The 22,767-nt window shown below is 63.3% G+C and carries 18 protein-coding genes; 8 read left to right on the top strand and 10 right to left on the bottom strand.

Translation table 11 applies throughout. The annotated features are described in order from the left end of the window. Positions 1 to 28 precede the first annotated feature (28 nt). Entirely contained in the window at positions 29 to 2,212 is a 2,184-nt protein-coding gene (locus KY379_RS21000) for a response regulator (RefSeq protein WP_261241373.1), read from the top strand. Here the strand turns inward: KY379_RS21000 and KY379_RS20995 are convergent. After that, positions 2,209 to 4,386, bottom strand: a complete 2,178-nt coding sequence (locus KY379_RS20995) for an ATP-binding protein (RefSeq protein ID WP_261241375.1) — start codon at positions 4,384 to 4,386, stop codon at positions 2,209 to 2,211. The genes KY379_RS21000 and KY379_RS20995 overlap by 4 nt on opposite strands. A 390-nt stretch (positions 4,387 to 4,776) precedes the next feature. Between KY379_RS20995 and KY379_RS20990 the strand changes: the two genes are divergently transcribed. Beyond that, a complete protein-coding gene (locus tag KY379_RS20990; RefSeq protein ID WP_196172905.1) occupies positions 4,777 to 6,189 on the top strand; it encodes a purine-cytosine permease family protein in 1,413 nt (470 codons plus the stop codon). A 61-nt stretch (positions 6,190 to 6,250) separates the two neighbouring features. On the opposite strand, the gene KY379_RS20985 is transcribed toward KY379_RS20990, so the two are convergent. The 5 genes from KY379_RS20985 to glnT form a co-directional block, all read right to left on the bottom strand. Next, the gene (locus KY379_RS20985; protein WP_261241376.1) at positions 6,251 to 7,555 is read right to left on the bottom strand and encodes an ammonium transporter; all 1,305 of its coding nucleotides are present in this window, start codon (positions 7,553 to 7,555) and stop codon (positions 6,251 to 6,253) included. A 70-nt stretch (positions 7,556 to 7,625) separates the two neighbouring features. Beyond that, entirely contained in the window at positions 7,626 to 8,951 is a 1,326-nt protein-coding gene (locus KY379_RS20980; protein WP_196172907.1) for an FMN-binding glutamate synthase family protein, read from the bottom strand. 15 nt (positions 8,952 to 8,966) lie between these two features. Next, complete coding sequence (locus KY379_RS20975) at positions 8,967 to 9,641, bottom strand: protein glxC (protein ID WP_261241377.1); 675 nt, start codon at positions 9,639 to 9,641, stop codon at positions 8,967 to 8,969. Positions 9,642 to 9,667: 26 nt separating this feature from the next. After that, a complete protein-coding gene (locus KY379_RS20970; protein ID WP_261241379.1) occupies positions 9,668 to 10,573 on the bottom strand; it encodes a class II glutamine amidotransferase in 906 nt (301 codons plus the stop codon). Between the two features lie 125 nt (positions 10,574 to 10,698). Continuing rightward, positions 10,699 to 12,033, bottom strand: a complete 1,335-nt coding sequence (gene glnT, locus KY379_RS20965; protein WP_133327054.1) for a type III glutamate--ammonia ligase — start codon at positions 12,031 to 12,033, stop codon at positions 10,699 to 10,701. A 243-nt stretch (positions 12,034 to 12,276) separates the two neighbouring features. Between glnT and KY379_RS20960 the strand changes: the two genes are divergently transcribed. Further along, positions 12,277 to 12,870: a helix-turn-helix domain-containing protein gene (locus KY379_RS20960; protein WP_133327056.1), complete on the top strand. Its 594-nt coding sequence runs from the start codon at positions 12,277 to 12,279 to the stop codon at positions 12,868 to 12,870. A gap of 20 nt (positions 12,871 to 12,890) precedes the next feature. Here KY379_RS20960 and KY379_RS20955 read toward each other — a convergent pair whose 3' ends face one another. Beyond that, positions 12,891 to 13,595 (bottom strand): NUDIX hydrolase, encoded by a 705-nt coding sequence (locus KY379_RS20955; RefSeq protein ID WP_196172911.1) that lies wholly within the window; start codon positions 13,593 to 13,595, stop codon positions 12,891 to 12,893. Between the two features lie 138 nt (positions 13,596 to 13,733). On the opposite strand from KY379_RS20955, the gene KY379_RS20950 reads away from it, so the two are divergent. Further along, the gene (locus KY379_RS20950; protein WP_133327060.1) at positions 13,734 to 14,384 is read left to right on the top strand and encodes a nicotinamidase; all 651 of its coding nucleotides are present in this window, start codon (positions 13,734 to 13,736) and stop codon (positions 14,382 to 14,384) included. After that, positions 14,381 to 15,580 carry a nicotinate phosphoribosyltransferase gene (gene pncB, locus KY379_RS20945; protein ID WP_261241382.1) on the top strand — a complete coding sequence of 400 codons (1,200 nt, stop codon included), beginning with the start codon at positions 14,381 to 14,383 and terminating at the stop codon, positions 15,578 to 15,580. Before KY379_RS20950 ends, pncB begins: the two co-directional genes overlap by 4 nt. Positions 15,581 to 15,615: 35 nt before the next feature. Here the strand turns inward: pncB and KY379_RS20940 are convergent, their stop codons facing one another. Next, positions 15,616 to 16,959 (bottom strand): MFS transporter, encoded by a 1,344-nt coding sequence (locus KY379_RS20940; RefSeq protein WP_261241383.1) that lies wholly within the window; start codon positions 16,957 to 16,959, stop codon positions 15,616 to 15,618. Positions 16,960 to 17,296: 337 nt separating this feature from the next. Between KY379_RS20940 and KY379_RS20935 the strand changes: the two genes are divergently transcribed. Further along, on the top strand, positions 17,297 to 17,860 hold the full coding sequence (locus KY379_RS20935; protein WP_207955618.1) for a LuxR C-terminal-related transcriptional regulator: 564 nt from the start codon (positions 17,297 to 17,299) through the stop codon (positions 17,858 to 17,860). Between the two features lie 61 nt (positions 17,861 to 17,921). Here KY379_RS20935 and KY379_RS20930 read toward each other — a convergent pair whose 3' ends face one another. Beyond that, complete coding sequence (locus KY379_RS20930) at positions 17,922 to 18,794, bottom strand: LysR substrate-binding domain-containing protein (RefSeq protein WP_261241384.1); 873 nt, start codon at positions 18,792 to 18,794, stop codon at positions 17,922 to 17,924. Between the two features lie 112 nt (positions 18,795 to 18,906). Here KY379_RS20930 and KY379_RS20925 point away from each other — a divergent pair, with 112 nt between their 5' ends. Together KY379_RS20925 and ppnN are read left to right on the top strand one after the other, a co-directional pair. Next, positions 18,907 to 19,968, top strand: a complete 1,062-nt coding sequence (locus KY379_RS20925) for a YeiH family protein (protein ID WP_261241386.1) — start codon at positions 18,907 to 18,909, stop codon at positions 19,966 to 19,968. A 183-nt stretch (positions 19,969 to 20,151) separates the two neighbouring features. After that, complete coding sequence (gene ppnN, locus KY379_RS20920; RefSeq protein ID WP_133327070.1) at positions 20,152 to 21,525, top strand: nucleotide 5'-monophosphate nucleosidase PpnN; 1,374 nt, start codon at positions 20,152 to 20,154, stop codon at positions 21,523 to 21,525. A 4-nt stretch (positions 21,526 to 21,529) separates the two neighbouring features. Here ppnN and KY379_RS20915 read toward each other — a convergent pair whose 3' ends face one another. Then, on the bottom strand, positions 21,530 to 22,696 hold the full coding sequence (locus tag KY379_RS20915; RefSeq protein WP_165976051.1) for a GGDEF domain-containing protein: 1,167 nt from the start codon (positions 22,694 to 22,696) through the stop codon (positions 21,530 to 21,532). Positions 22,697 to 22,767 lie beyond the last annotated feature (71 nt).

Genomic DNA, 22,767 nt, shown 5'->3' with positions numbered 1-22,767 from the left:
ACCTCTGCAAACGGCACTGGAAAAGCACATGGCTAGATGGCTGGACGGCGGCGGCGAGATGGCCGATCGGATTCGCGACCACGACTGGGCCGCCACCCCTCTCGGCCCGCTCGAACAGTGGCCCGATGTGCTCAAGACCACCGTGGCCCTGTGTCTAGGCTCGCATTTTCCCCAGGCCGTGATGTGGGGGCCTGAGCTGCTGACGCTGCACAATGACGCGTTCACACCTATCCTGGGGAAAAAACCCTTGGCGTTGGGCCGACCGTTCAGCGAAATCTGGCAGGAGGCATGGAGCGAGATCGGCGGCATTGCCGACCGCGCCCTGGGCGGCGAGGCCGTGTTCATCCAGGACTTTCCACTGACCATCGACCGTAACGGCGGCCCCGAACTCGCCTATTTCACCTTCTGCTACAGCCCGATCCGCGACCAGGACGGCAACGTGCTGGGCATGATCGACACCGTGACCGAGACCACCGCCAGTGTGCTCGCCAATCAGCGCTTGAGCTTTCTCGACAACCTCGGCCGCGCCGTGGCCAACGCCATCGATCCCGATCAGATCATGGCCATCACCACGCGTCTACTCGGCGAGCATCTGCATCTGTCCGGCTGCGCCTACTGCATGATGGAACCGAACGGGGACACGCTTACCGTTCGCGGCGACTGGGTCGCCCCAGGCTCGCCGCGCCTGGTGGGCCAGCACCGCCTGGCCGACTTCGGCGAACTGGCGCTAGAGCGCTTGAAAGCCGGCCTGCCGCTGGTCATCAAAGACAGCTTTCACGAGATCGGGGCCAGCGAAGCCGCGAACTTCCGGGCATTGGGCATCAACGCGAGCATCTGCGTTCCCCTCATCAAGGGCGGGAACCTGATTGCGCTGATGTCCATTCACGACAAGCGCCCGAGAAACTGGAGCGCTTACGAGCAATCCTTGATCGCCCAGGTAACCGAGCGTTGTTGGGCCCACATCCAGAGGGTCCAGGCCGATGCCGAACTGCGTGACGCCATGGCGGCACTGGCGGCACTGAACACGACATTGGAACAACGCGTCGAAGAACGCACCGCCCAGTTGCTGCACACCGAGGCGGTACTGCACCAGACCCAGAAGCTCGAGGCCATCGGCCAGTTGACCGGCGGCGTCGCCCACGACTTCAATAACCTGCTGACCATCATCCGCTCCTCGATGCACTACCTGCAGCGCCCCACCCTCGAAGAGAGTCAGCGCCAGCGCTACCTCAAGACCGTGTCCGACACGGTGGACCGGGGCGCCAAGCTGACCGGCCAACTGCTCGCCTTCGCCCGCCGCCAGGCGTTGACCCCCGAGGTATTCGAAGCCGGGGCGCAATTGCAGGTCATCGCCGAGATGCTCGACAGCACCACCGGCGCCCGTGTCCACGTCGATCTCACCCGCCCTGATACGCCGTGCTACATCCACGCCGACCTCGGCCAGCTGGAAACAGCCATCATCAACCTGATGCTCAACGGCCGCGACGCCATGGATGGACAAGGTACCCTGCATTTGCGGCTGCAGGCCGGCCAGCGCCTGCCCAGCCTGCGCGGTCAGCCGGGGCAGGACGGCCCGTTCGTGGCCATCTCGGTGCGCGACAGCGGAATGGGTATTGGCAGCGACTTGCTCGAGCGCATCTTCGATCCATTCTTCACCACCAAGGCACCCGGCCAAGGCACCGGCCTCGGCCTGTCCCAGGTGTTCGGCTTCGCCAAGCAATCCGGTGGCGACGTGCAGGTGGCGAGCACGCCAGGCGAAGGCACCGAGTTCACCCTTTACCTGCCTCAGGTGGCAGCGCCACAGGCGCCACAGACCATGGCGGTCGAGTGCGACCCGCCATCCCAGCCACTGCTGACGAACAGGCACATTCTGGTGGTGGAGGATAACCGCGAAGTCGGCAGCTTCATCACCCAGATCCTCAATGACCAGGGCTACCGGGTCCGCTGGGCGGGTTCGGGTGAAGAGGCGCTACTGCTGCTCGCCGATGACGAAGGTCGGTTCGATGCGGTGTTTTCCGACGTGCTGATGCCTGGCATGGGCGGCCTGGCGCTGGCCAGGATACTGCGTGAGCATCAACCGACGCTGCCGGTGATCCTCACCTCAGGCTACAGTGATGCCATTGCCGAGGGCGCCCATCAAGGCTTCCCGTTTCTGGCCAAGCCGTATTCGGTCGACCAGGTCTGCCAGGTACTGGCTGAGGTCTTGGGCTAGCGTCTGCCGGCCAGCAGGTTCGCCAGGCTGTGCGCCAACTCGTCGCCGCGAAACGGCTTGCGCAGCACCTCGAAACCCTTCAGTTCGCGCGGGGTGAGGTTGGCATAGCCGGTGATGATCAGCACCGGCAGCTCGGGTTGACGTTCACGCAGGCGCTGGGCAAAACGGACTCCAGTCATGTCGGCCATGATGTGGTCAGTCACCAGCACGTCGGCCTGCACCCCCTGCTCCACCAACTGCAACGCCGCGCCCGCACTGGACGCCTCGACTACCTCATAACCCAGGTCGGCCAGCTGCAATGCCGTGGCCTTGCGCACGATGGTCTCGTCATCGACCAACAGCACCCGGCTTGCGCGTGCAGCCCGCGGCAATTCGACCGGAGCCTGGCCAAGATTGGCCGCAGCAACATCACTGAGCGGCAGCCACAACGTCGCCTCGGTGCCCAGGCCTTTCTGTGAGCGAATCTCGAAGCCGCCACCGGACTGGGCGGCCAGGCCCTGGACCATGGGCAGCCCCAGTCCGGTCCCCTTTCCCACACCTTTGGTCGAATAGAACGGTTCGATACAGCGGCGCAATTGTTCCTCATCCATGCCACACCCAGTGTCGCTGACCTGCAACCAGACCAGCGTAGGTGCCGACAGCCCTGGTGGAAGGGTGGGTCCGCCAGGGCTGCTGGCAAGGCCGGCAGTGATACGCAGCGCACCGCCGTTGGCCATGGCATCGCGGGCATTGACCACCAGGTTGAGCAAGGCCAGCTCCAATTGATAGGGGTCGACGACCACCGCTGGCAGATCGGCGGCGATCTGCTCCTGCACGGCAATGGTCGGCCCGAGCGAACGCTCGATCAGTTCGCGCATGTCCTGGACCAGCGTTGCCAACGAGACGGCCTGGGGCTTGAGGGTCTGTCGCCGGGCGAAGCTGAGCAGCCGACCGACCAGGTTACGCGCCCGTTCGGCCGCTTGCAGGCCGCCATCGATCAGACGCGTGGCGCGCTCACTGTCCGGGTGCCGACGCATCAACTCGAACGAGGCGATGATCGGTGTGAGCATGTTGTTGAGGTCGTGGGCGATGCCGCCGGTGAGCTGACCGATCATTTCCAGCTTGTGCGCCTCGTGCAGTTGGCGCATCGCCGTCTCGCGCTCGGCCAGGGCCGCTACCACACGCTGCTCCAGGTTTTCGTTGAGCAAGTGCAGGGCTCGTTCGGCCCGAGCATGGGTAATGGCCGTCCAGGCCTGCTTGGCGGCCTCCTCGAGCAATTGGCATTCGTCTTCATGACACGGGTGCGGCGAACGGAAATGTACCCCCAACAAGGCTTCCAGGCGCCCGGCGCGCAGCACCGGCACATGCAGGCAGGCGCTTACACCGGTCCGTTGCGCCACCGAACTGTCGAACGCTTGCTGTACCACCTGGCCGGCGAGCAGGCGCTCACGCAACGTGGTGCCAACATCATGGTAGCGATGCTGGCCGATCAGCGAGGGTACACCGTCGGCCCACTCCCGGGTGACCTTGAAGTTGACGTTGTCGCCGAGGTCTTCGCCGAAGCACACCTGTGCCGCGCCTAGTTGTTCGGCCAGGCGTTGCACCGCGTAGGACTCGATCCGTTCGGCTTCACCCAGGCAGGGCAGCGTCCGGCCCATCTCCAGCAAGAACGTCTGACGCTGCTGGAATTGCACGCGTTCGGTGGTATCGGTCACCAGGCACAGTACACCACCGATCGAACCATCGGCCTCGCGCACAGCGGAGTAGGACACATCGAAATATACCGTCTCGCCCTGCCCGCGACGATCGATGTAGAAAGGGCGATCCTTGGCAGAATAGGTCTGCCCGGTCTCTCGAACACCGCGCAGCAGTGGCTCCAAGTCATCCCACAGCTCACTCCAGTGCTCCTGCGCCGGGCGACCCAGGGCATGGGGGTGCTTGATGCCGATGGTGGGTGCATAGGCTTCGTTGTACAGCGCTACGTAAGCGCTGCCCCAGAACAGCACGAACTGCGCCTGGGACGGCAGTAGCGTGGCCAGTACCGCCTGCAGGTGCGGTGACCAACCAGCAGGCGACCCCAGGGGCGAATCGCTCCAGTCTTTCGCACGCAGCAGATCGCCGATCGTCCCTCCATTGGCCAGGAAGCTCGGTAGGGGGTCAGCGCGGTCGGTCTTGGGTTGTTCCTGCAATACCATTTCAAGGGCGTCCCGAGCACATTGCCATCCATCTGAGAATAGGAGTTGGGTTGTAAACAAATCGTTCAACCCAGGGGATCAATGCGTATGACGGGTGGCGTAATGCACCGCCCCATGGTGAGGCGCAACGCACCGGACCGGGGCGCTGTGTCCTTCGATTTTGCGCTGCAAACCCCGAAATTCGGCCCTTCTAGCCGCTTGGTACCGTCCTTGCTAGGAGCAGCCCTTCCACCTGATGTCGGCCTTAGGTTTTTTAAGGTTTATAGGCACAAATTTACTAATTTCCCGTTATCCCCCCGGCCCGCATCATCGCTCCAACAAGAACGCGTCGCCCATCGCCGGCACGCCCCCGGGCAGCATGCGCTGCCCTACCTTGCCTTGGAGTCAGTCATGACCAGTGCAGCCAATACGGCACCCCTCATCGAAAAACACACGATCGGCTACGTGCCGCCGCAAGACCGCCATGGAAAGGTAAGGGACCTGTTCACATTATGGTTCGGCGGCAACATCGCGCCGTTACCCATCGTCACCGGTGCGCTCGGCGTACAGTTGTTTCACCTGAACCTGATATGGGGCGTGGTCGCCATCCTGGTCGGCCATCTGCTCGGCGGCGTGCTCATGGCGCTGCACTCGGCCCAGGGACCGCAGATGGGCATCCCACAGATGATCCAGAGTCGCGCCCAGTTCGGCTCGCTAGGCGCCCTGCTGGTGGTGGTGATCGCCGGGGTGATGTACATCGGCTTCTTCGCCTCCAACATCGTGCTGGCCGGTAAGTCGCTGCACGGCGTGGTCGAGGCCGTGCCGGTACCGGTGGGCATCGTCGTCGGCGCCCTCGGTTCGGGGATCATCGGCATCATCGGCTACCGCTTCATTCACGTGCTCAACCGTATTGGCACCTGGGTGCTCGGCATCGGCATCGTGATCGGCTTCGGCTACATCTTCAGCCATGTACAGAGCGACGACTTCCTGACCCGTGGCGGCTTCAACCTGGCCGGCTGGCTGGCCACCGTGTCGCTGGCGGCGCTGTGGCAGATCGCCTTTGCCCCCTATGTTTCGGACTATTCGCGCTACCTGCCGGCCGACGTCAAGGTCAGCTCGACCTTCTGGACCACCTACCTGGGTTCGGCACTGGGTTCGAGCCTGTCGTTCATCTTCGGCGCCGTGGCGGTGCTGGCGATCCCGGCCGGCATGGACACCATGGACGCGGTCAAGCTCGCCACCGGCACGCTCGGCCCCATCATGCTGGTACTGTTCCTGCTCAGCGTGATCAGCCACAACGCCCTCAACCTGTACGGTGCGGTGCTGTCGATCATCACCCTGGTGCAGACCTTCGCCTACCGCTGGATCCCTACCGCCAAGAGCCGAGCGGTGCTGTCGCTGATCGTGCTGGCGGCCTGCTGCGTGGTAGCGGTGTTCGCCTCGGCGGACTTCATCGGCCACTTCGTCGACATGGTACTGGTGCTGTTGGTGGTGCTGGTGCCATGGACCGCGATCAACCTGATCGACTTCTATGTGATCCACAAGGGCGATTACGACATCCAGTCGATCTTCAAGGTCGATGGCGGGATCTATGGGCGCTACAACCCGCAGGCACTGATCGCCTATGCCGTGGGCATCGTGGTGCAGATTCCGTTCATGAACACGCCGCTGTACGTCGGGCCGATTTCCGAACACATCAATGGCGCCGACCTGTCGTGGCTGGTGGGGCTGGCGATCACTTCGCCGCTGTACTGGTGGCTGGCTTCGCGTGACAGTGCTTACCGTCGTCGGCAGATGAGTGCCAAGTTGGCCATGGGGCATTGATTCAACCTGTATCGACCCTTTCGCGGCGGTTCGGCGCGAAAGGGCCGGTACAGGCAACCCATCAGAGGTTGTACGCCCGCTCGTTGTGCTCCGCCAGGTCCAACCCCTGTTCTTCTTCCTCTTTGCTGGCCCGCAAGCCAATCACCCACTTCAAGGTACCGAGGATCACCAGGCTGACCACGAAGCAATAGACGAAGGTGAACGACACCCCCTGCAACTGCACCAGCAACTGAGCCACCGGCGACACGCCTTCAACATATCCCCCCAACGCCGGCGCAGCGAACACCCCGGTCAGCAGCGCACCGACGATGCCCCCTATCCCATGCAGTCCGAACACATCGAGGCTGTCGTCATACCCCAGCGCCTGCTTCAGCCGGGTCACGGCAAGGAAGCAGATCGCCCCGGTCAGCAAGCCGATCACCAGCGCGCCCAGCGGCCCGACGAAGGCACACGCCGGGGTGATCCCGACCAGCCCGGCCAAAGCGCCGGACGCCGCGCCCAACGCCGTAGGCCGGCCATGCAAGAGCTTTTCGCTGAGCAACCAACCGACGATCCCGGCACAGGCCGCCACCATGGTCGCCAGCATCACCACCCCTGCCCCTTGGTTGGCAGCCAGACCAGAGCCGACATTGAAGCCGAACCAGCCGACCCAGAGCATGCCCGCACCGACCAGGGTGAAGCCCAGGTTATGCGGCGGCATCGCCACCTGCGGATAGCCCTTGCGCTTGCCCAGCACCAATGCCGCGGCCAAGGCGGCGACGCCTGAGTTGATGTGCACCGCGGTCCCCCCGGCGAAGTCGAGCACGCCCCAGTTGACCATCAATGCCCCCGGCCCGCCCCAGACCATGTGCGCAACCGGCGCATAGACCAGGATGAACCAAGCCACCATGAACGACAGCGAGGCGCTGAACTTCATACGTTCGGCAAAGCCACCGGCGATCAGCGCCGGGGTGATGATGGCGAAGGTCAGCTGGAACACCGCAAACACCCCTTCGGGGATGGTACCGATCAGGCTGTCATGGCCGACATCGAGCATCAACGCCTTATCCAGGCCGCCGACGAAACTGTTCCAGGTCACCTGACCTTCGACCATGCCCGTGGTATCGACCACCAGGCTGTAGCCGAACAACACCCAGAGGATGCCGATCACCCCGGCCACGGCGAACAGTTGAGTGAATACCGAGAGAAAGTTCTTCACCCGCACCATGCCGCCATAGAACAGTGCAAGGCCAGGGATGCACATCATCAGCACGAACATCGCCGCGCAGATCATCCAGGCGGTGTCGCCAGTGTCCAGGCCGGGCTCGGCGGCATGGGCCTGAGAGGCCAAGATCAACAACATTACAGCGAGGGTGAGGTGCTTCATGGAGTCACTCCTGTGTAAACGCTGGGATGCCCAATGGCGAAAGGGCCGCAAAGCGGCCCCGGTGGTCAGATCAATACAGGGCCTGGCCCGGCACCCAGGCGGTGCCGGCCAGCGGTACCCGCGCCATGGCGGCGGCTTCCACGGTCAGTGCCACCAGGTCCTCAGGATCGAGGTTGTGCAGGTGCGACTTGCCGCAGGCGCGGGCCATGGTCTGCGCCTCCAACACCAGCACCCGCAGGTAGTTGGCCAGGCGCCGGCCGGCCTCTTCCGGGTTCAGGCGCTTGGCCAGCTCCGGGTCCTGGGTGGTGATGCCGGCCGGGTCACGGCCGTTCTGCCAATCGTCATAGAAACCGGCAGCCGAGCCGATCTTCTTCAGCTCGCTGTCCAGCCGCGGATGGTTATCGCCCAGGGCAATCAACGCCGCGGTGCCGATGGCCACGGCATCGGCGCCCAGGGCCATGGCCTTGGCCACGTCGGCGCCGTTGCGAATGCCACCGGAGACGATCAACTGCACCTTGCGGTGCATGCCCATCTCCTGCAACGCCTGCACCGCCTGTGGAATGGCCGGCAGAATCGGAATACCCACGTGCTCGATGAAGACTTCCTGAGTCGCTGCGGTACCGCCCTGCATGCCATCAAGCACGATAACGTCGGCACCGGCCTTGACCGCCAGCTTGACGTCGTAATACGGGCGGCTGGCACCGATCTTCACGTAGATGGGTTTCTCCCAATCGGTGATTTCACGCAGCTCGGCAATCTTGATCGCCAGGTCGTCCGGGCCGGTCCAGTCCGGGTGGCGGCAGGCGCTGCGCTGGTCGACGCCGATCGGCAAGGTGCGCATGCCAGCCACCCGCTCGGTCACTTTCATGCCCAGCAACATGCCGCCACCGCCAGGCTTGGCGCCCTGGCCCAGGACAATTTCGATGGCATCGGCCTTGCGCAGGTCGTCAGGGTTCATGCCGTAGCGCGACGGCAGGTACTGATACACCAGGTGCTGGGACTGGCCCCGCTCCTCCGGGGTCATGCCGCCGTCGCCGGTGGTGGTACTGGTACCAGCGATGGTGGCACCGCGACCCAGGGCTTCCTTGGCATTGGCCGACAGCGCGCCGAAGCTCATGCCGGCGATGGTCACCGGGATCTTCAGGTGGATCGGCTTCTTGGCGAAGCGAGTGCCCAGCACCACGTCAGTGCCGCACTTTTCGCGGTAGCCTTCCAGTGGATAGCGCGACACGCTGGCGCCGAGCAGCAGCAGGTCGTCGAAGTGCGGCACACGGCGCTTGGTGCCGCCGCCACGGATGTCATAAATGCCGGTCTCGGCAGCGCGTTGGATTTCCTGGATGGTCAGGCGATCGAAGGTGGCCGACTCACGCAGTACCGGGGGGAATTGCTCGCTCATGGAAATGCTCCTGGATCAGTACGCGCTGGCGTTATCGACTTTGAAGTTGTACAGCTGACGGGCCGAACCGTAGCGTTTGAAATCCGCCGCCTGGTGCGCCAGGCCTGCTTCGTCGAGCAGGGCCTGGAGCTCCTGGATATGCTCGGCGCGCATTTCTTTCTCGATGCAGTCCGAGCCCAGCGACTTGACCGAGCCCTTGACGTAGATACGCACCTCGTACAGCGAATCGCCCAAGGCGTCGTCAGCATCGCCGCACACCACCAGGCGCCCGGCCTGGCCCATGAAGCAGCTCATGTGGCCGATGCTGCCGCCGACCACGATGTCCACGCCCTTCATGGAAATGCCGCAACGTGCGCCAGCATCGCCCTCGATCACCAGCAGTCCGCCATGGGCGGTGGCACCGGCGGCCTGGGAGGCACTGCCCTTGACCCGCACCGAGCCGGACATCATGTTCTCGGCCACACCCACGCCGACGTTGCCGTGCACGGTGATGTCGGCCTGCTGGTTCATGCCGGCGCAGTAGTAGCCGGCGTGGCCGTCGATAGCCACGGTCAACGCCTGATTGATACCCACGGCCAGGTTGTGCTTGCCGTCCGGGTGGCTGACGTGCCATTCGCTGCCCTGCACTTCGCCGTGCAGGGCCTGGTTGAGTTCGCGCACCGAAGCGCTGGAAAGATCGATCGTGTTCATGCGTGTCTCCGCGACTTCAATGGGGGTCAGGCGCTCTCGCGCTCCCAGACGTACAGGGTGGCCGGCGCCGGCTCCCAGACCTTGGCCTGGTCGATGCCAGGCAGACTGGCCAGGGCCTGGTACTCCGAGGCCATGGCCACATAGTCGTCGGTCTCGGCCAGCACCGCCGGCTTGCAGGCGATCGGATCGCGGATCACGGCGAAGCCGTTGCGCGTGCCGATGGCGAAGGTGAAGAAGCCGTCCAGGTCCTCCAACGCGCCGTCCAGGGCCTGGGCCAGGGTGTCGCCCTGCTGCAGGCGCCAGGTGAGATAGCCGGCAGCCACCTCGGTGTCATTGTCGGTTTCGAAATGAATGCCTTCGCGCTTGAGTTCCTGGCGCAGGCGGAAGTGGTTGGACAGCGAGCCGTTGTGCACCAGGCACAGGTCGGCGCCGGTTGAGAATGGGTGGCTGCCTTCCATGGTCACGGCGCTTTCGGTGGCCATGCGGGTATGGCCGATGATGTGGCTGCCTTTCATGCCGGCCAGGCCGAAGCGGCTGGAGATCTGCGCCGGCAAGCCCATGCCCTTGAGAATCTCGATGCTCTGCCCGGCGCTCATGATGCGCACCTCCGGGGCCAGTTCGGCGAGCGCTTCACGGGCCGCCGCCTCGCTGGTGTGCAGCTTGAGCACAGCGGCACTGGCGTTCTGAAACCAATCCAGCGAGCAACCCAGGCGTCCTTCCAGCTGCCCCATCAGCGCGGCCCAGGGGTAGTCGATGTCACTGGCCTGGAGGGTCAGCTTGACCCACCCGTCGGCCACCTCATCGCCATAGATGGCGAACCCGGCGCTGTCTGGGCCACGGTCGGTCATGGCCTCGAGCATGGGTTCGAAGAGCTTGCCGAGCTGGGCTTCCAGCGCCGGCTTCTTCAGGTACAGACCAACGATTCCACACATAAAGGGCCTCTCTACGTTCGGCAGCTAGCGGTAAGCGGTAAGCTGCAAGTTGTCCGTGTTGAACGGGGGATGGTGTCCGCCGCGCACTGCCTTTCTCCCGCAGCTTGCGGCTTGAAGCTTGAAACTCAGAAAAACTCGGTGTAGCGCTGGATTTCCCAGTCGGAGACGTGTCGGCAATATTCCACCCACTCCATGCGCTTGAGCTTGATGAACTCATCGACGATCTCGGCGCCGAGCACCTCGCGGAACAGCGGGTCGGCGTCCAGAGCATCGGCGGCTTCCTTGAGCGACTGCGGCAGGGTCTGGATGCCGCGGGCGGCGATCTCTTCCAGGCTCAGGTTGTAGAGGTTCTCGTTGCACATCTGCCCGGGATCGAGTTCACGGTCGATGCCGTCGAGGCCGGCGGCGATGATCGCGGCGGTTACCAGATAGGGGTTGCAGCCGGCGTCCGGCAGGCGGAACTCCAGGCGGCCATAGGGAATGCGTACCATCGCTGAGCGATTGTTGGCACCGTAGGCAACGAAGGCCGGGGCCCAGGTGGCGCCGGACAGCGAGCGCCCCACCACCAGGCGCTTGTACGAGTTGACCGTGGGCGCGGCGAATGCACACAGCGCCGGGCCATGGGCCAACAGCCCGGCGGCGAAGTGATAGGCCAGTTTGGACAAGCCCATGCCGCTGCTGTCGGACGGATCGTGGAACAGGTTCTTGTTGCTGCTGCTGGCCAGCGACAGGTGGAAGTGCATGCCGTTGCCGGCGCGCTTGGGATCGGGTTTGGGCATGAACGAGCAGATCATCCCCAGGTCGTTGGCGATCTCGCCGGCGGCCATGCGGAAAAAGGTGAAGCGGTCGGCCGACTCCATGGCATCGCTGTAGGTGTAGTTGATCTCGAACTGGCCGTTGGCGTCCTCATGATCGATCTGGTAGATGTCGAAGCCTACCGGTTGCAGGGCCTCGGTCAGCCGCTCGAGGAACAGCCGAGAGCGCGACAGGCCTTTGTAGTCGTAGCACGGCTTGTCGAGGTTGTCGGAGGCGTCCACCAGTTGCAGCTTGCCGTCGTCGTCACGGCGAAACAGGCTGAACTCCGGCTCAAGGCCCGTGTTCAGGGTCCAGCCCTTGTCGGCCAGGCGTTGCACCTGTTGCTGCAGGACATAGCGGCTGTCATACGGCCAGGGCTGGCCATTGACGTGACCGATGCACACCACCCGGCCATAGCCCGGTTGCCAGGGTACGGGAATCAGTGTGGACAGATCGCCTCGGGCCATGAAGTCCGGGCCATGGGGTTCCATGCCCATGCCGCAGATGGCGAATCCGGCAAAGCCCGCGCCCTCCTCGGCGACCATCTTCAGGCCCGAGACCGGCACCGACTTGGTTTTCGCCGAGCCATGGATATCGACGAACTGAGCCAACACGTACTTGATGCCGTGTTGGTCGAGGGTGCGCTGGGTTTCTGCTGGCAACATGGGTTGATCACTCCTGGTGAGGGCCATTAATTCCGCATGAGAAACTAACTTTCCTATTAGGAATGCAATCGGCTTGCCAGTTTTGTATTGCCACGAGAAGGCGGGCGCGCTCCCAGCAGTATTTAGCTCGAGAATGTGGGAAACTTGTTTTCACCAGAGGAAAACGGCGGCCAGCGAAGCCGTCGAGCGCACTTTCCCAGTGCGAAATCTTTATTCTTGAACTGAAACCGTGCAGGACTTTCGATGTCGACCGAAACCGAACCGCGTCTTCGCCTGGAGCAATACCTTGGCTTGCAGATCAAGCGCCAGCGTCAGGCCCAGTCACTCAAGCTCGCCGACGTGGCGCGTATCGCGGGCATCAGCCAGGGCATGTTGAGCAAGATCGAGAACGCCCAGGTCTCCACCAGCCTCGACACCCTCAGCCGCCTGTGCGACGTGCTGGGCATGCCGATGGCCAAGCTGTTCAGTCAGTACGATCAGCCCGATGGCAACGCGCTGCTGGTAAAGGCAGGCGAAGGGCTGGAGGTGGTGCGGCGCGGTACCGAAAAAGGCCATACCTACCATTTGCTCAATCACGCCAGAGGCCCGAAGAAGAACTTCGAGGCCTACATGGTGAGCATGGACGATGCCAGCGAGGAGTTTCCGACCTTCGCCCACCCCGGCACCGAGTTTCTCCATCTGTTGGAAGGCGAACTGGTCTACCGCCATGGCAACCAGCTCTACCACCTGCATGCCGGCGACAGCCTGACCTTCGACGGCGAGACCCCGCACGGCCCCGAGCAGCTGGTGCAGGTACCGATTCGTCTGCTCTCGATCATGAATTACGGCGACGAGTAGCTGGGCGCTGGGGTAGGCCCCTACCCCCCTTCGGGCAGCAGACTGCGGTCGAACATGAATGGCCGCTCCCCTTGTGGGGTGTATTGATATAACTGTTGCGGTCGCCCCAGCCGCGGCTGGTTCTTCTCCCCAGTATCCCTGACCCACCCCAGCTCGCGCAGACGCTCCAGGCGCTTGCGCAGCGACGTGTTGTTCACCGCCTGCCCGAGACACGCCTGCACCGCCCCCAAGGCATCGAGCACCGTGAACCGCTCTGCCAGCAGGTAAAGCGACACACTGCTGTAAACCGTCTTGGCGGCCAGCCGCTCACGGGCTCGCTCCACCAGCAGGTTATGGTCGAACGGCAACAGGACCTTGCGTGCCAGGACACTGTCCAAATCGACAAATGCCAGCGAGTCGCCCTCGACCTGTTGCTGCGGATCGAGCAGGGCCAGGTAACAAGTACTCATTGACCATCCGCGCGGATCGCGAAACGCATTGCCTTCGGTGCACACCTGTTCCAGGTAACGCGGCAGCACCTGGGCTTTCTCACGCAAGGCCCGGTCGGCGGCTGCTTCCAGGCTGTTGTCGCGGGTACGGCCATTGACGATCACCCCCGGCAGGGCCCACTGCCCGGCATGGGGTTCACGCTCGCGACGGTGCAACAACACTTGCAGATGCTGGGCATCGGGGGCCAGGCGCAGGGCGACGATATCGACACTGGCCAGGACTTCTACTGTACTCACCAGGGAGCCTCCTCGTTGACCGCGCAATATTCCACCAGGGCATCTAAATAAGGCAAGCCCACTCTGTGATGGTATTCAAGCTTGACATACTTATTACACCAGGTGGATTATATACCCATTCCAGCGAGGAGAACCGCCATGAAGATCGCCAGCTTCGATGTCGATGCGCAGAACGGCTTCACCGCCAACGCCCCCCAGGAGCTGCCGGTGCCGGAAGGCCACGAGATCGTCCCGGACCTCAACGCCATGGCCCAACGCGCCGATCTGCGTCTGGGCAGCAAGGACGCCCACCCTGCCAACGCCGCCTGGGTGGTCGCCGAACCCGGCCAGATGCTTCAGCCACTGACGTTGGCTAACGCCGATCTGACCTGGGTCAGCCACTGTGTGCCCGGCACCCCGGGTTTCGAACTGCTGCCCGGCTTGCCTGCGCCCATCGACTACGACTACTTCGTCTGGAAAGGCGTCGAGCCCGACCTGCACCCCTATGGCGCCTGCTACCACGACCTGGCCGAGCGTCGCTCCACCGGGGTCATCGAGTACCTCACGGTGCATCAGGTCGGCGCGGTGATCGTCGGCGGACTGGCCCTGGACTACTGCGTCAAGACCACAGCCCAGCAATTGCGCCGCGCCGGCTTCCAGGTGCTGTTGTACCTGCCGGCCTGCCGCGCCCTGACCCAGGAAGGCGCCATCGGCGCCTGCGGCGCGCTGGCGGCGGAAGGCGTCATCCTCTGCGGCGACGAGGCCGCGCTCGACTACCAGCTGTCTCTGATCAAGGAAGACCGCCCATGAGCGAAAGCGTATTCGGTCCACGGATCATCCAGCACCTGCTGGACACCGATTTCTACAAGATCACCATGATGCAGGCCGTGCTGCACAACTACCCCAACGCCGAAGTCGAGTGGGAGTTCCGCTGCCGCAACAGTGAAGACCTCGCGCCCTACCTGGCCGAAATCCGCTATCAGGTCGAGCAACTGGCCGACGTCAGCCTGACCCACGACCAGTTGGCCTACCTGGAGAAGATTCCCTTCATCAAGCCTGACTTCATCCGTTTCCTCAGCTTGTTCCGCTTCAACCTGCGCTATGTGCAGATAGGCCTGGACGACAGCGGGCAACTGGCGATCCGCGTGCGTGGGCCGTGGCTGCACGTGATCCTCTATGAAATCCCACTGCTGGCGATCATCAGCGAAGTCCGCAACCGCTACCGCTATCGCGACGTGGTGATCGAGCAGGTCGGCGAGCGCTTGTACCAGAAGCTCGACTGGTTGCAGTCCGAAGCCAGCGCCGAGGAACTGGCTGGCTTCCAGCTGGCCGACTTCGGCACCCGCCGGCGCTTTTCATACCGGGTCCAGGAAGAAGTCGTGCACATCCTCAAGCGCGACTTCCCCGGTCGTTTCGTCGGCACCAGCAACGTGCACCTGGCCCGCGAATTCGAACTGCGGCCGATTGGTACCATGGCCCACGAATGGTTCATGGCCCACCAACAGCTCGGCCCCCGTCTGGTCGACAGCCAGGCCGCCGCGCTGGAGTGCTGGGTGCGAGAGTACCGCGGGCAACTGGGTATCGCCCTGACCGACTGCATCACCATGGATGCTTTCATGGGCGATTTCGACCTGTACTTCGCCAAGCTGTTCGATGGCTTGCGCCACGACTCCGGCGACCCGTTGGCCTGGGCGGAAAAAGCCATTGCCCACTACGAGCGGCTGGGCGTCGACCCGAAGGGCAAGACGCTGATCTTCTCCGACGGCCTGGACTTCGCCAAGGCCCTCGAGCTGTACCGGGCCTTGCACGAGCGGATCAACGTGAGCTTTGGCATCGGCACCCGGTTGACCTGCGATATTCCGGGCGTGGAGCCGATGAACATCGTGATCAAGATGACTGCGTGCAACGGTGCGCCAGTGGCGAAGATTTCCGACAGTCCGGGCAAGACGCAGTGTCGGGACGAGAACTTCGTGGCCTATCTGAAGCACGTGTTTCGGGTGGGGTAACCCCACCCTTCGCTTGCCGCCGCCCGGACAGCGCCTCAGGCCCGGCTGTTCGCACAATCCGGTGCTTGCCCCGGCTCGCCGCCCTGCTCATCGTGTAGCGAGATGCGTGAGGTCTCCGGCAACGCCAACCCTCCAGCCAATGCCAGCAAGGCGATCAGGACCAGGTAGAACGCCGGCGCCAGGCTGCTGCCAGTGATCGAAATCAGCCAGGTCGCGACCAAGGGTGCGGTACCGCCGAACAAGGTGTAGGCCACGTTGTAGGTGATAGCCGATGCGGTATAGCGAGCACGGGTGGGGAACACCTCCGAAAGCAGCGCGGCCGTGACCACGCCCGAGAACACCGCCGCCACTGCCAACAGGATGACACCCAGCACGGCTGCGTACAGGTCGCCGGAACTGGCCAGCCAGTAGGCAGGAAACACCGACACGATGGCCCACAGGCAGGTGAAGCCGATGGTCCTGCGCCGCCCGAAGCGGTCGGCGAAGGCACCAGCGACGGGACAGGCGCCGGCCGAGAACAGCAAGGCGATGGTCGAGACCATCAATGCTTGCGCCCGGGTCAGGTGACCGACCACCTGCAGGTAGGTAGCGAAGTAGGTGGTGAACATGTAGAACGACAAGGCGGTGAGTGAAATGAACGCGCCCAGGCGAAGAATCGTGCCGCTGTGGTGCTTGAAGGTTTCCTTGAGAGGCGAATGGGTGTGATCGTCCTCTGCAGCCATGGCCTGTTTGAAGGTCGGCGTTTCCTCCATTTTCCAGCGCAGGATCAGGCCGACCACCCCGAGCGGCGCGGCGATCAGGAACGGTACCCGCCAGCCCCAGGTGCTCATGGCTTCCGGCGACAGGCTGGCATCGAGCAGGTAGGCGATGACCGCTGCGCAGGCGAATGCAGAGAAGGTCGACACCGGAATGAAGCTGCCGTACCAGGCGCGTTTGTGCCGAGGAGCGTGCTCCATCAGGTAGGCACAAGCCCCTGCGTACTCGCCGCCGGCGGAGAAGCCCTGAATACAGCGCGTGATAGTCAGCAGAATCGGTGCCAGCAGGCCGATGCTCTGGTAGGTCGGCAACAGCCCGATGACCGTGGTCGCCCCGGCCATCATGAGCACGGTCATCGACAGTACCCGCTTACGCCCCAGGCGATCGCCGAGGGAGCCGAACACCACGCCTCCCAAAGGGCGGAAGGCGAAGGCTACGGCGAACACGGCGAAGGTCTGCAACAGGGCCGCATTGGGGTCGTCGCTGGCGAAGAACTGTTTGGCGATCACCGTTGCCAGAAAGCCATAGACGGCAAAGTCGAACCACTCCACGAAGTTGCCTATGGCAGCTGCCGTGGTGACTTTGCGAAGCATGGAGGGGGACACGGGCGCGCTATTACTCATGCGGTTGCTCTCCTGGTTTTTTTTGGTCGCACACAGGTGCTTTTAGGATGGGCAGCAATGGAATGGATCGGCCACAGACACGATACCGTGGTCTTCGGCCACGTTGATCGCTGGGAGGTTGCGCACAATGTTCTGGTTGGAGTTCGAGGGTTGGACGTTCATCGCTGCCACAGCAGCGGACCTTGGAAACAGCGACCGGGTTGTCGCCAATTCGAGGCTGATGTCATCATAGGGCTGCCTGGCCGGGAGGGTCCAGGCATCACGATCACCTAGGTGATCGCATGGGGAAAGGGAAGCGACTCGGGCTCTGGACAGCCGCTTACAAGGGGATCGAGGCGTGAGCAGTGACGACAACAGGCCAGATGCCCTGCGGATTCTTCACCATCTACCGGTGGCCGTAATCGTTGCAGAGAATCGTCGAATCACCCACTGTAACGACCGGGCACTGGCGATGTTTCGTGCCACCCCCGAACGCATCATCGGCGCCTCCTTCGCTGTGCTTTATCCTGAGCAGAAAGACTTCCTGAGTGCCGCCGAGCACTTTGCCCCGATGTTGTCCCGGCACGAACCGTTCAATGACAACCGCATCATGAGGCGCCTGGACGGCTCGCACTTCTGGGTGACGGTGAGGGGCTATGGGTTCAATGAAGCCAAGCCGTATCAGCATGCGGCCTGGGTCTTCACCGACCCGGAGCAGGAACAACACCCGCCCCACGGCAACGTCACCCTGACGCCCCGCGAGCGCGAAGTCGCAGCGCTGCTCGTCGATGGCCAGACCAGCAAGGAAGCGGCCAAGACACTGGGTATCAGCCCGCGGACCGTGGATATCCATCGGTGCAGTTTGTTGAAGAAGTATGCGGTCAACAATACGGCAGACCTGATTGCGAGGTTGGTGGATTGAGCGTGCGCTTGAGGGTTGTGGTGCCGCAGACATCCAGCGCCACCGCAACCCCCTAGCGCCCCTACCCCAAGCACATCTCCAAAAACCGCGCAGCCGCCCGCGAAGGCGTGGCAGCATGGGGCATCAGAATGGAAAAACGCCGGACCAACGACTGTGGCCCAATCCGCACCCGATGCAGCGCAGCATCTTCGTGGCGGATCGACATGGCCGAGACGAAGCCGATCCCCATACCCGCCCGCACGGCTTCCTTGACTCCCTCCACCCCAGCGATCTCCAGGCCCACGCGCATCGCCACGCCTTCACGGGCAAACGCCCGCTCGACCAGCTGGCGTACGCCCGACCCACTTTCACGCAGCACCAAGGGATAGCTTGCCAGCACGGTCAGTTCCTGGCGGTCCTGCCCGGCCAAAGGGTGATGGCTGGGCACGATGGCAACGATCTCGTCTTCGCGCCACGGCGTGACCTCGGTACCCAAGGGCAGGGATTGCCCAGGCGGACCTTCGATCAGGGCGATGTCCACGCTGTCCAGGGCGGAGACGATCTCGGCGCTGTTGCCGTTGCTGGTGGTCACCGCCACATCCGGGTAACGCGCCTGGAAGTCGGCGAGCAGGTACGGCAGCAGGTAGCTGGCCGGCGTGGTGCTGGCGCCGATGCGCAAGGTGCCGCGCTCCAGGCCGCGCATCGCCTCACGCAGGGCCTGGGCCTGGCGGAAGGTGTCGCGCAGGCGTTCGGCATGGGCCAGCAGTTGCTCGCCCGCAGGGGTCAGCCGCACGCCGCGGCCGGCGCGCTGATAGAGCGGCTCGCCGAAGGCGTCCTGTAGCAGCTTGAGCTGGCCCGATACCGCTGGCTGTGACAGGTGCAGGGCAAGCGCCGCATGGCTGATGTTGCCGTACTCGGCAACGGTGGCGAAGGTTATCAGTTGTTCTGGGGTCATATCGTAAAAATATCAGCTAACCGGATATTTTGCATCGCAAATAACGATTTTTTATAAGCTTATAACCAGATTAACGTAGTCCTTGTCGAAACCACATTGCGCAGGACTCACCATGGCCACGCACTCCTCCCACTTCTCGTTTGCGCCCACCCAAGCCACCCGTGGGCGGCTCAACGGCATCCTCTTCGTCGCCCTGTTCGCCTTGGCGGTAACCCAACTGGCCGCACTGCCGGCAGTGGCCAGCCTCGGCATCAGCCCGCTGATCGTCGGCATCGTCGCCGGCGCTGTGTATGGCAACGGCCTGCGCGACGGTGTGCCGCCCAGTTGGGCCAGCGGCATCGATTTCTCCGCACGTAAATTGCTGCGCATCGCCGTGGCCCTGTTCGGCTTGCGGGTCAGCCTGCAGGAAATCGCCGAGGTCGGTTGGTCTGGGCTGACGGTGGCCGTGCTGGTGGTGAGCAGTACCTTGTTGATCGGGGTCTGGTGCGGTACCCGCCTGCTCAAGCTCGACCGCGACACTGCCCTGCTGACCGCTGCCGGTAGCGCGATCTGTGGCGCGGCAGCGGTACTCGCCTTCGAGTCGGCGCTACGCAGCGCACCGCACAAGAGCGCCATGGCAGTGGGCAGCGTGGTGCTGTTCGGCACCGCGTCGATGTTGCTCTACCCGCTGGTGCTCAACCTTGGCTGGCTGCCGCTGGACACCCTCGGCACCGGGCTGTTCTTCGGCGGCACCTTGCACGAAGTGGCCCAGGTGGTGGGCGCGGCGAGCAATGTCAGCCCTGAGGTCACGCACATTGCCACTATCGTCAAGATGACTCGGGTGATGCTGCTGGTACCGGTACTGCTGCTGGTCGGGCTGTGGATCAACCGCTCGCCCCGACCTGGCCAGGGCGCGGACGCTGGGCGTATTGCCGTGCCATGGTTCGCATTCGGATTTCTCGCCCTGGTACTGGTCAATTCGCTGCAGGTGCTGCCGAGTAGCGTGACCCAGGCGGTCAACCAGTTCGATACCTTTGCCCTGACCATGGCCATGACCGCACTGGGCATGGAGACCCGCTTCAGTCAAGTACGCCAGGCCGGACCGAGGGCGCTGTTGGCCGGGGCGATACTCAACCTGTGGCTGGTTGGTGGCGGGTTGGCCATTACCCTGGGGGTACAGCGGTTGTTGGGTTGATTCTGGTAGATCGGCGTCGTTCTTTTCGCGGGTAAACCCGCTCCTACAGGTACCCCGTCGCTTCCGCAAACGGTGGTGTATCTGTAGGCGCGGGTTCACCCGCGAAGCAGGCGACACGGTATAAAGTTTTTCCGGTATGGTGTTGTCAAAGAAGGATGTTTTACCTGCACAGGAAAGACTTAGATGCCTCAACGCAATGTCATCAATGCATCCGTCAGCCCCAAAGGCAGCCTGGAAACGCTGTCGCAACGTGAAGTTCAGCAACTGAGCGAAGTCGGTACCGGTAGCCTTTATACCTTGTTCCGCCAGTGCGCCCTGGCCATTCTCAACACCGGCGCCCATGTCGATAATGCCAAGACCATCCTCGAAGCCTACAAGGACTTCGAAGTGCGTATCCATCAACAAGACCGCGGCGTACGCCTGGAACTGCTCAATGCCCCCGCCGACGCCTTCGTCGACGGCGAGATGATCGCCAGCACCCGCGAGATGCTGTTCAGCGCCCTGCGCGACATCGTCTACACCGAAAGCGAATTGGCCAGTCAACGCATCGACCTGGAGAGCTCCCAGGGCATCACCGACTACGTCTTCCACCTGCTGCGCAACGCCCGCACCCTGCGCCCAGGCGTGGAACCGAAAATGGTCGTGTGCTGGGGCGGGCATTCGATCAGTTCAGAGGAGTACCAGTACACCAAGAAGGTCGGCCACGAACTGGGCCTGCGCAAGCTGGACGTCTGCACCGGTTGCGGCCCTGGCGTGATGAAAGGCCCGATGAAGGGCGCGACCATCGCCCACGCCAAGCAACGGATGCATGGCAGCCGCTACCTGGGCCTGACCGAACCGGGCATCATCGCTGCCGAAGCGCCCAACCCGATCGTCAACGAACTGGTGATCCTGCCCGACATCGAGAAACGCCTCGAAGCCTTCGTGCGCGTGGGCCACGGCATCATCATCTTCCCCGGTGGTGCCGGCACTGCCGAGGAATTTCTCTACCTGCTCGGCATCCTCATGCATCCGGACAACCAGGATCTGCCCTTCCCGGTCATTCTTACCGGCCCGCGCAGCGCCGAGCCGTTCCTGCAGCAACTGCATGAGTTCGTCGGTGCCACCCTGGGCGATGCCGCGCAGCGCCATTACCAGATCATCATCGACGACCCGGCCGAGGTGGCTCGGCAGATGGTCGAAGGGCTCAAGGCGGTGAAACAGTTCCGCCGCGAACGCAACGATGCCTTCCACTTCAACTGGCTGCTGCGAATCGAAGAGGGTTTCCAGCATCCTTTCGACCCCACCCATGCCAACATGGCCAGCTTGGCCCTACACCGTGAACAGCCGCCACACGAGCTGGCAGCCAACCTGCGCCGGGCGTTTTCCGGGGTGGTCGCGGGCAACGTCAAGGACAAGGGCATCCGCCTGATCGAAGAGCACGGACCGTACCAGATTCGCGGTGACAGCGCAGTGCTGGAACCCCTAGGGCGGCTGCTGCAAGCGTTCGTCGACCAGCACCGGATGAAGCTGCCAGGTGGCACGGCCTACGTGCCGTGCTACCAGGTCGTGACCTGAGACGCTAGCGGACCGCGCTGGCGACGGTGCGGTCACTCAGGCGAATGCTGTTTCGCCCTCCCCGCTTGGATTGGTACAGCGCCACATCACCCTGTTCGATCAACGCTGCCAGGCTCGGCGGCGGCTGGTCGAACAGGCTTGCGCCGATGCTCAGGGTCACCGCTTCGGGGGTCGGCACGCTCTGCTCGGCCGCGCGTTGGAACTCCTCGCGCAAGCGGCTGCCAAGGTCCACTACCCGTTCGCTGGAGGCATCGCTCAAAAGGATGACGAACTCGTCTCCTCCCAGCCGCGCCGCCAACGAACGCTCCGGCAGTACACCCCGGATCATCTCGCTCAAGGCCACCAACAGCCGGTCACCCGCTGCATGCCCGTGCAGGTCGTTGACCAGCTTGAAATTGTCGATATCGATCAGCAGCAAGGCGCCAGGACGGGCCGCCGTGACTTCCTTGAAAAAATGCCCAGCGCGCACCTCCAGTGCCCGACGGTTGTACAGGGCCGTCAGCGGGTCACGCGCCGCCAGACGAGCGATGCGTTCTTCGCGGCGGTAGCGCACGGTACCGGTCATCGACAACGCGATGAGCATGATCGCCATCGCCCCCTCGACCAGGGATATCTGGATGATCAGTCCACCGAAGGTAGCCAGGTCGATCCAGGTGCCCGGGGTTACCGCGACGATGGCCTTGAGCACGTAGAACACGCCGTGCAGCAGCAACACGTAGCGCAACTGCACGGCCCCAACGCTCAGCGACTTGCCGTGCGGGCGCAGCAGGTAGCTGCCCTTCAGGGTGAGCAGCGCCACCAGTAGCGAGTTGACCATGAGCATGATCTTCGACCACTGCGGCCCGACCGGCAGCAGCAGTAAGGCGAACCACACCAGCAGGATCGACAGCCAGGCCCGCGACAGGCGCGTCTGGGTGAAGCGCACCACGCCGATCAGAAAGAATGCATGGGCCACGACCAACAAGCCATTGGCGAACCAGATACCGATCAACAACAAGCCGATACCGCGCAACAGCGCAAGGGTACTGCCCACGGTAATGGTGGCGAAGCCGGCGCTCCAGAACAGCAAGGAAGGTTCACGCACGCTGCGCCATTCGATCGCCAGGTACAGGGCAGCAGCGGCTGCCAGGGCGATGGTGATGGTCAGCATCGTGATGGGGTCAAGCGCCATAGAAAGAGTGGCCTGTCTGGGTAAACGGAAAAGGCCTGATTGTATGCGTTTAGCATGACTTTTCGCAGCGC

Source organism: Pseudomonas sp. HD6422 (genome assembly GCF_025377065.1).
GTDB lineage: Bacteria > Pseudomonadota > Gammaproteobacteria > Pseudomonadales > Pseudomonadaceae > Aquipseudomonas > Aquipseudomonas putida_U.
This window is presented reverse-complemented; position numbering and strand designations above follow the sequence as displayed.

Excerpts from the sequence above, each read along its gene's own strand:
- KY379_RS20990 (WP_196172905.1), top strand. The coding sequence starts at position 4,777 with ATGACCAGTGCAGCCAATACGGCACCCCTCATCGAAAAACACACGATC.
- pncB (WP_261241382.1), top strand. The coding sequence starts at position 14,381 with ATGAGCGAAAGCGTATTCGGTCCACGGATCATCCAGCACCTGCTGGAC.
- KY379_RS20960 (WP_133327056.1), top strand. The coding sequence starts at position 12,277 with ATGTCGACCGAAACCGAACCGCGTCTTCGCCTGGAGCAATACCTTGGC.
- ppnN (WP_133327070.1), top strand. The coding sequence starts at position 20,152 with ATGCCTCAACGCAATGTCATCAATGCATCCGTCAGCCCCAAAGGCAGC.
- KY379_RS20925 (WP_261241386.1), top strand. The coding sequence starts at position 18,907 with ATGGCCACGCACTCCTCCCACTTCTCGTTTGCGCCCACCCAAGCCACC.
- KY379_RS20980 (WP_196172907.1), bottom strand. The coding sequence starts at position 8,951 with ATGAGCGAGCAATTCCCCCCGGTACTGCGTGAGTCGGCCACCTTCGAT.
- KY379_RS20940 (WP_261241383.1), bottom strand. The coding sequence starts at position 16,959 with ATGAGTAATAGCGCGCCCGTGTCCCCCTCCATGCTTCGCAAAGTCACC.
- KY379_RS20970 (WP_261241379.1), bottom strand. The coding sequence starts at position 10,573 with ATGTGTGGAATCGTTGGTCTGTACCTGAAGAAGCCGGCGCTGGAAGCC.
- KY379_RS20930 (WP_261241384.1), bottom strand. The coding sequence starts at position 18,794 with ATGACCCCAGAACAACTGATAACCTTCGCCACCGTTGCCGAGTACGGC.
- KY379_RS20950 (WP_133327060.1), top strand. The coding sequence starts at position 13,734 with ATGAAGATCGCCAGCTTCGATGTCGATGCGCAGAACGGCTTCACCGCC.
- KY379_RS20995 (WP_261241375.1), bottom strand. The coding sequence starts at position 4,386 with ATGGTATTGCAGGAACAACCCAAGACCGACCGCGCTGACCCCCTACCG.
- glnT (WP_133327054.1), bottom strand. The coding sequence starts at position 12,033 with ATGTTGCCAGCAGAAACCCAGCGCACCCTCGACCAACACGGCATCAAG.
- KY379_RS20915 (WP_165976051.1), bottom strand. The coding sequence starts at position 22,696 with ATGGCGCTTGACCCCATCACGATGCTGACCATCACCATCGCCCTGGCA.
- KY379_RS20985 (WP_261241376.1), bottom strand. The coding sequence starts at position 7,555 with ATGAAGCACCTCACCCTCGCTGTAATGTTGTTGATCTTGGCCTCTCAG.
- KY379_RS20975 (WP_261241377.1), bottom strand. The coding sequence starts at position 9,641 with ATGAACACGATCGATCTTTCCAGCGCTTCGGTGCGCGAACTCAACCAG.
- KY379_RS21000 (WP_261241373.1), top strand. The coding sequence starts at position 29 with ATGGCTAGATGGCTGGACGGCGGCGGCGAGATGGCCGATCGGATTCGC.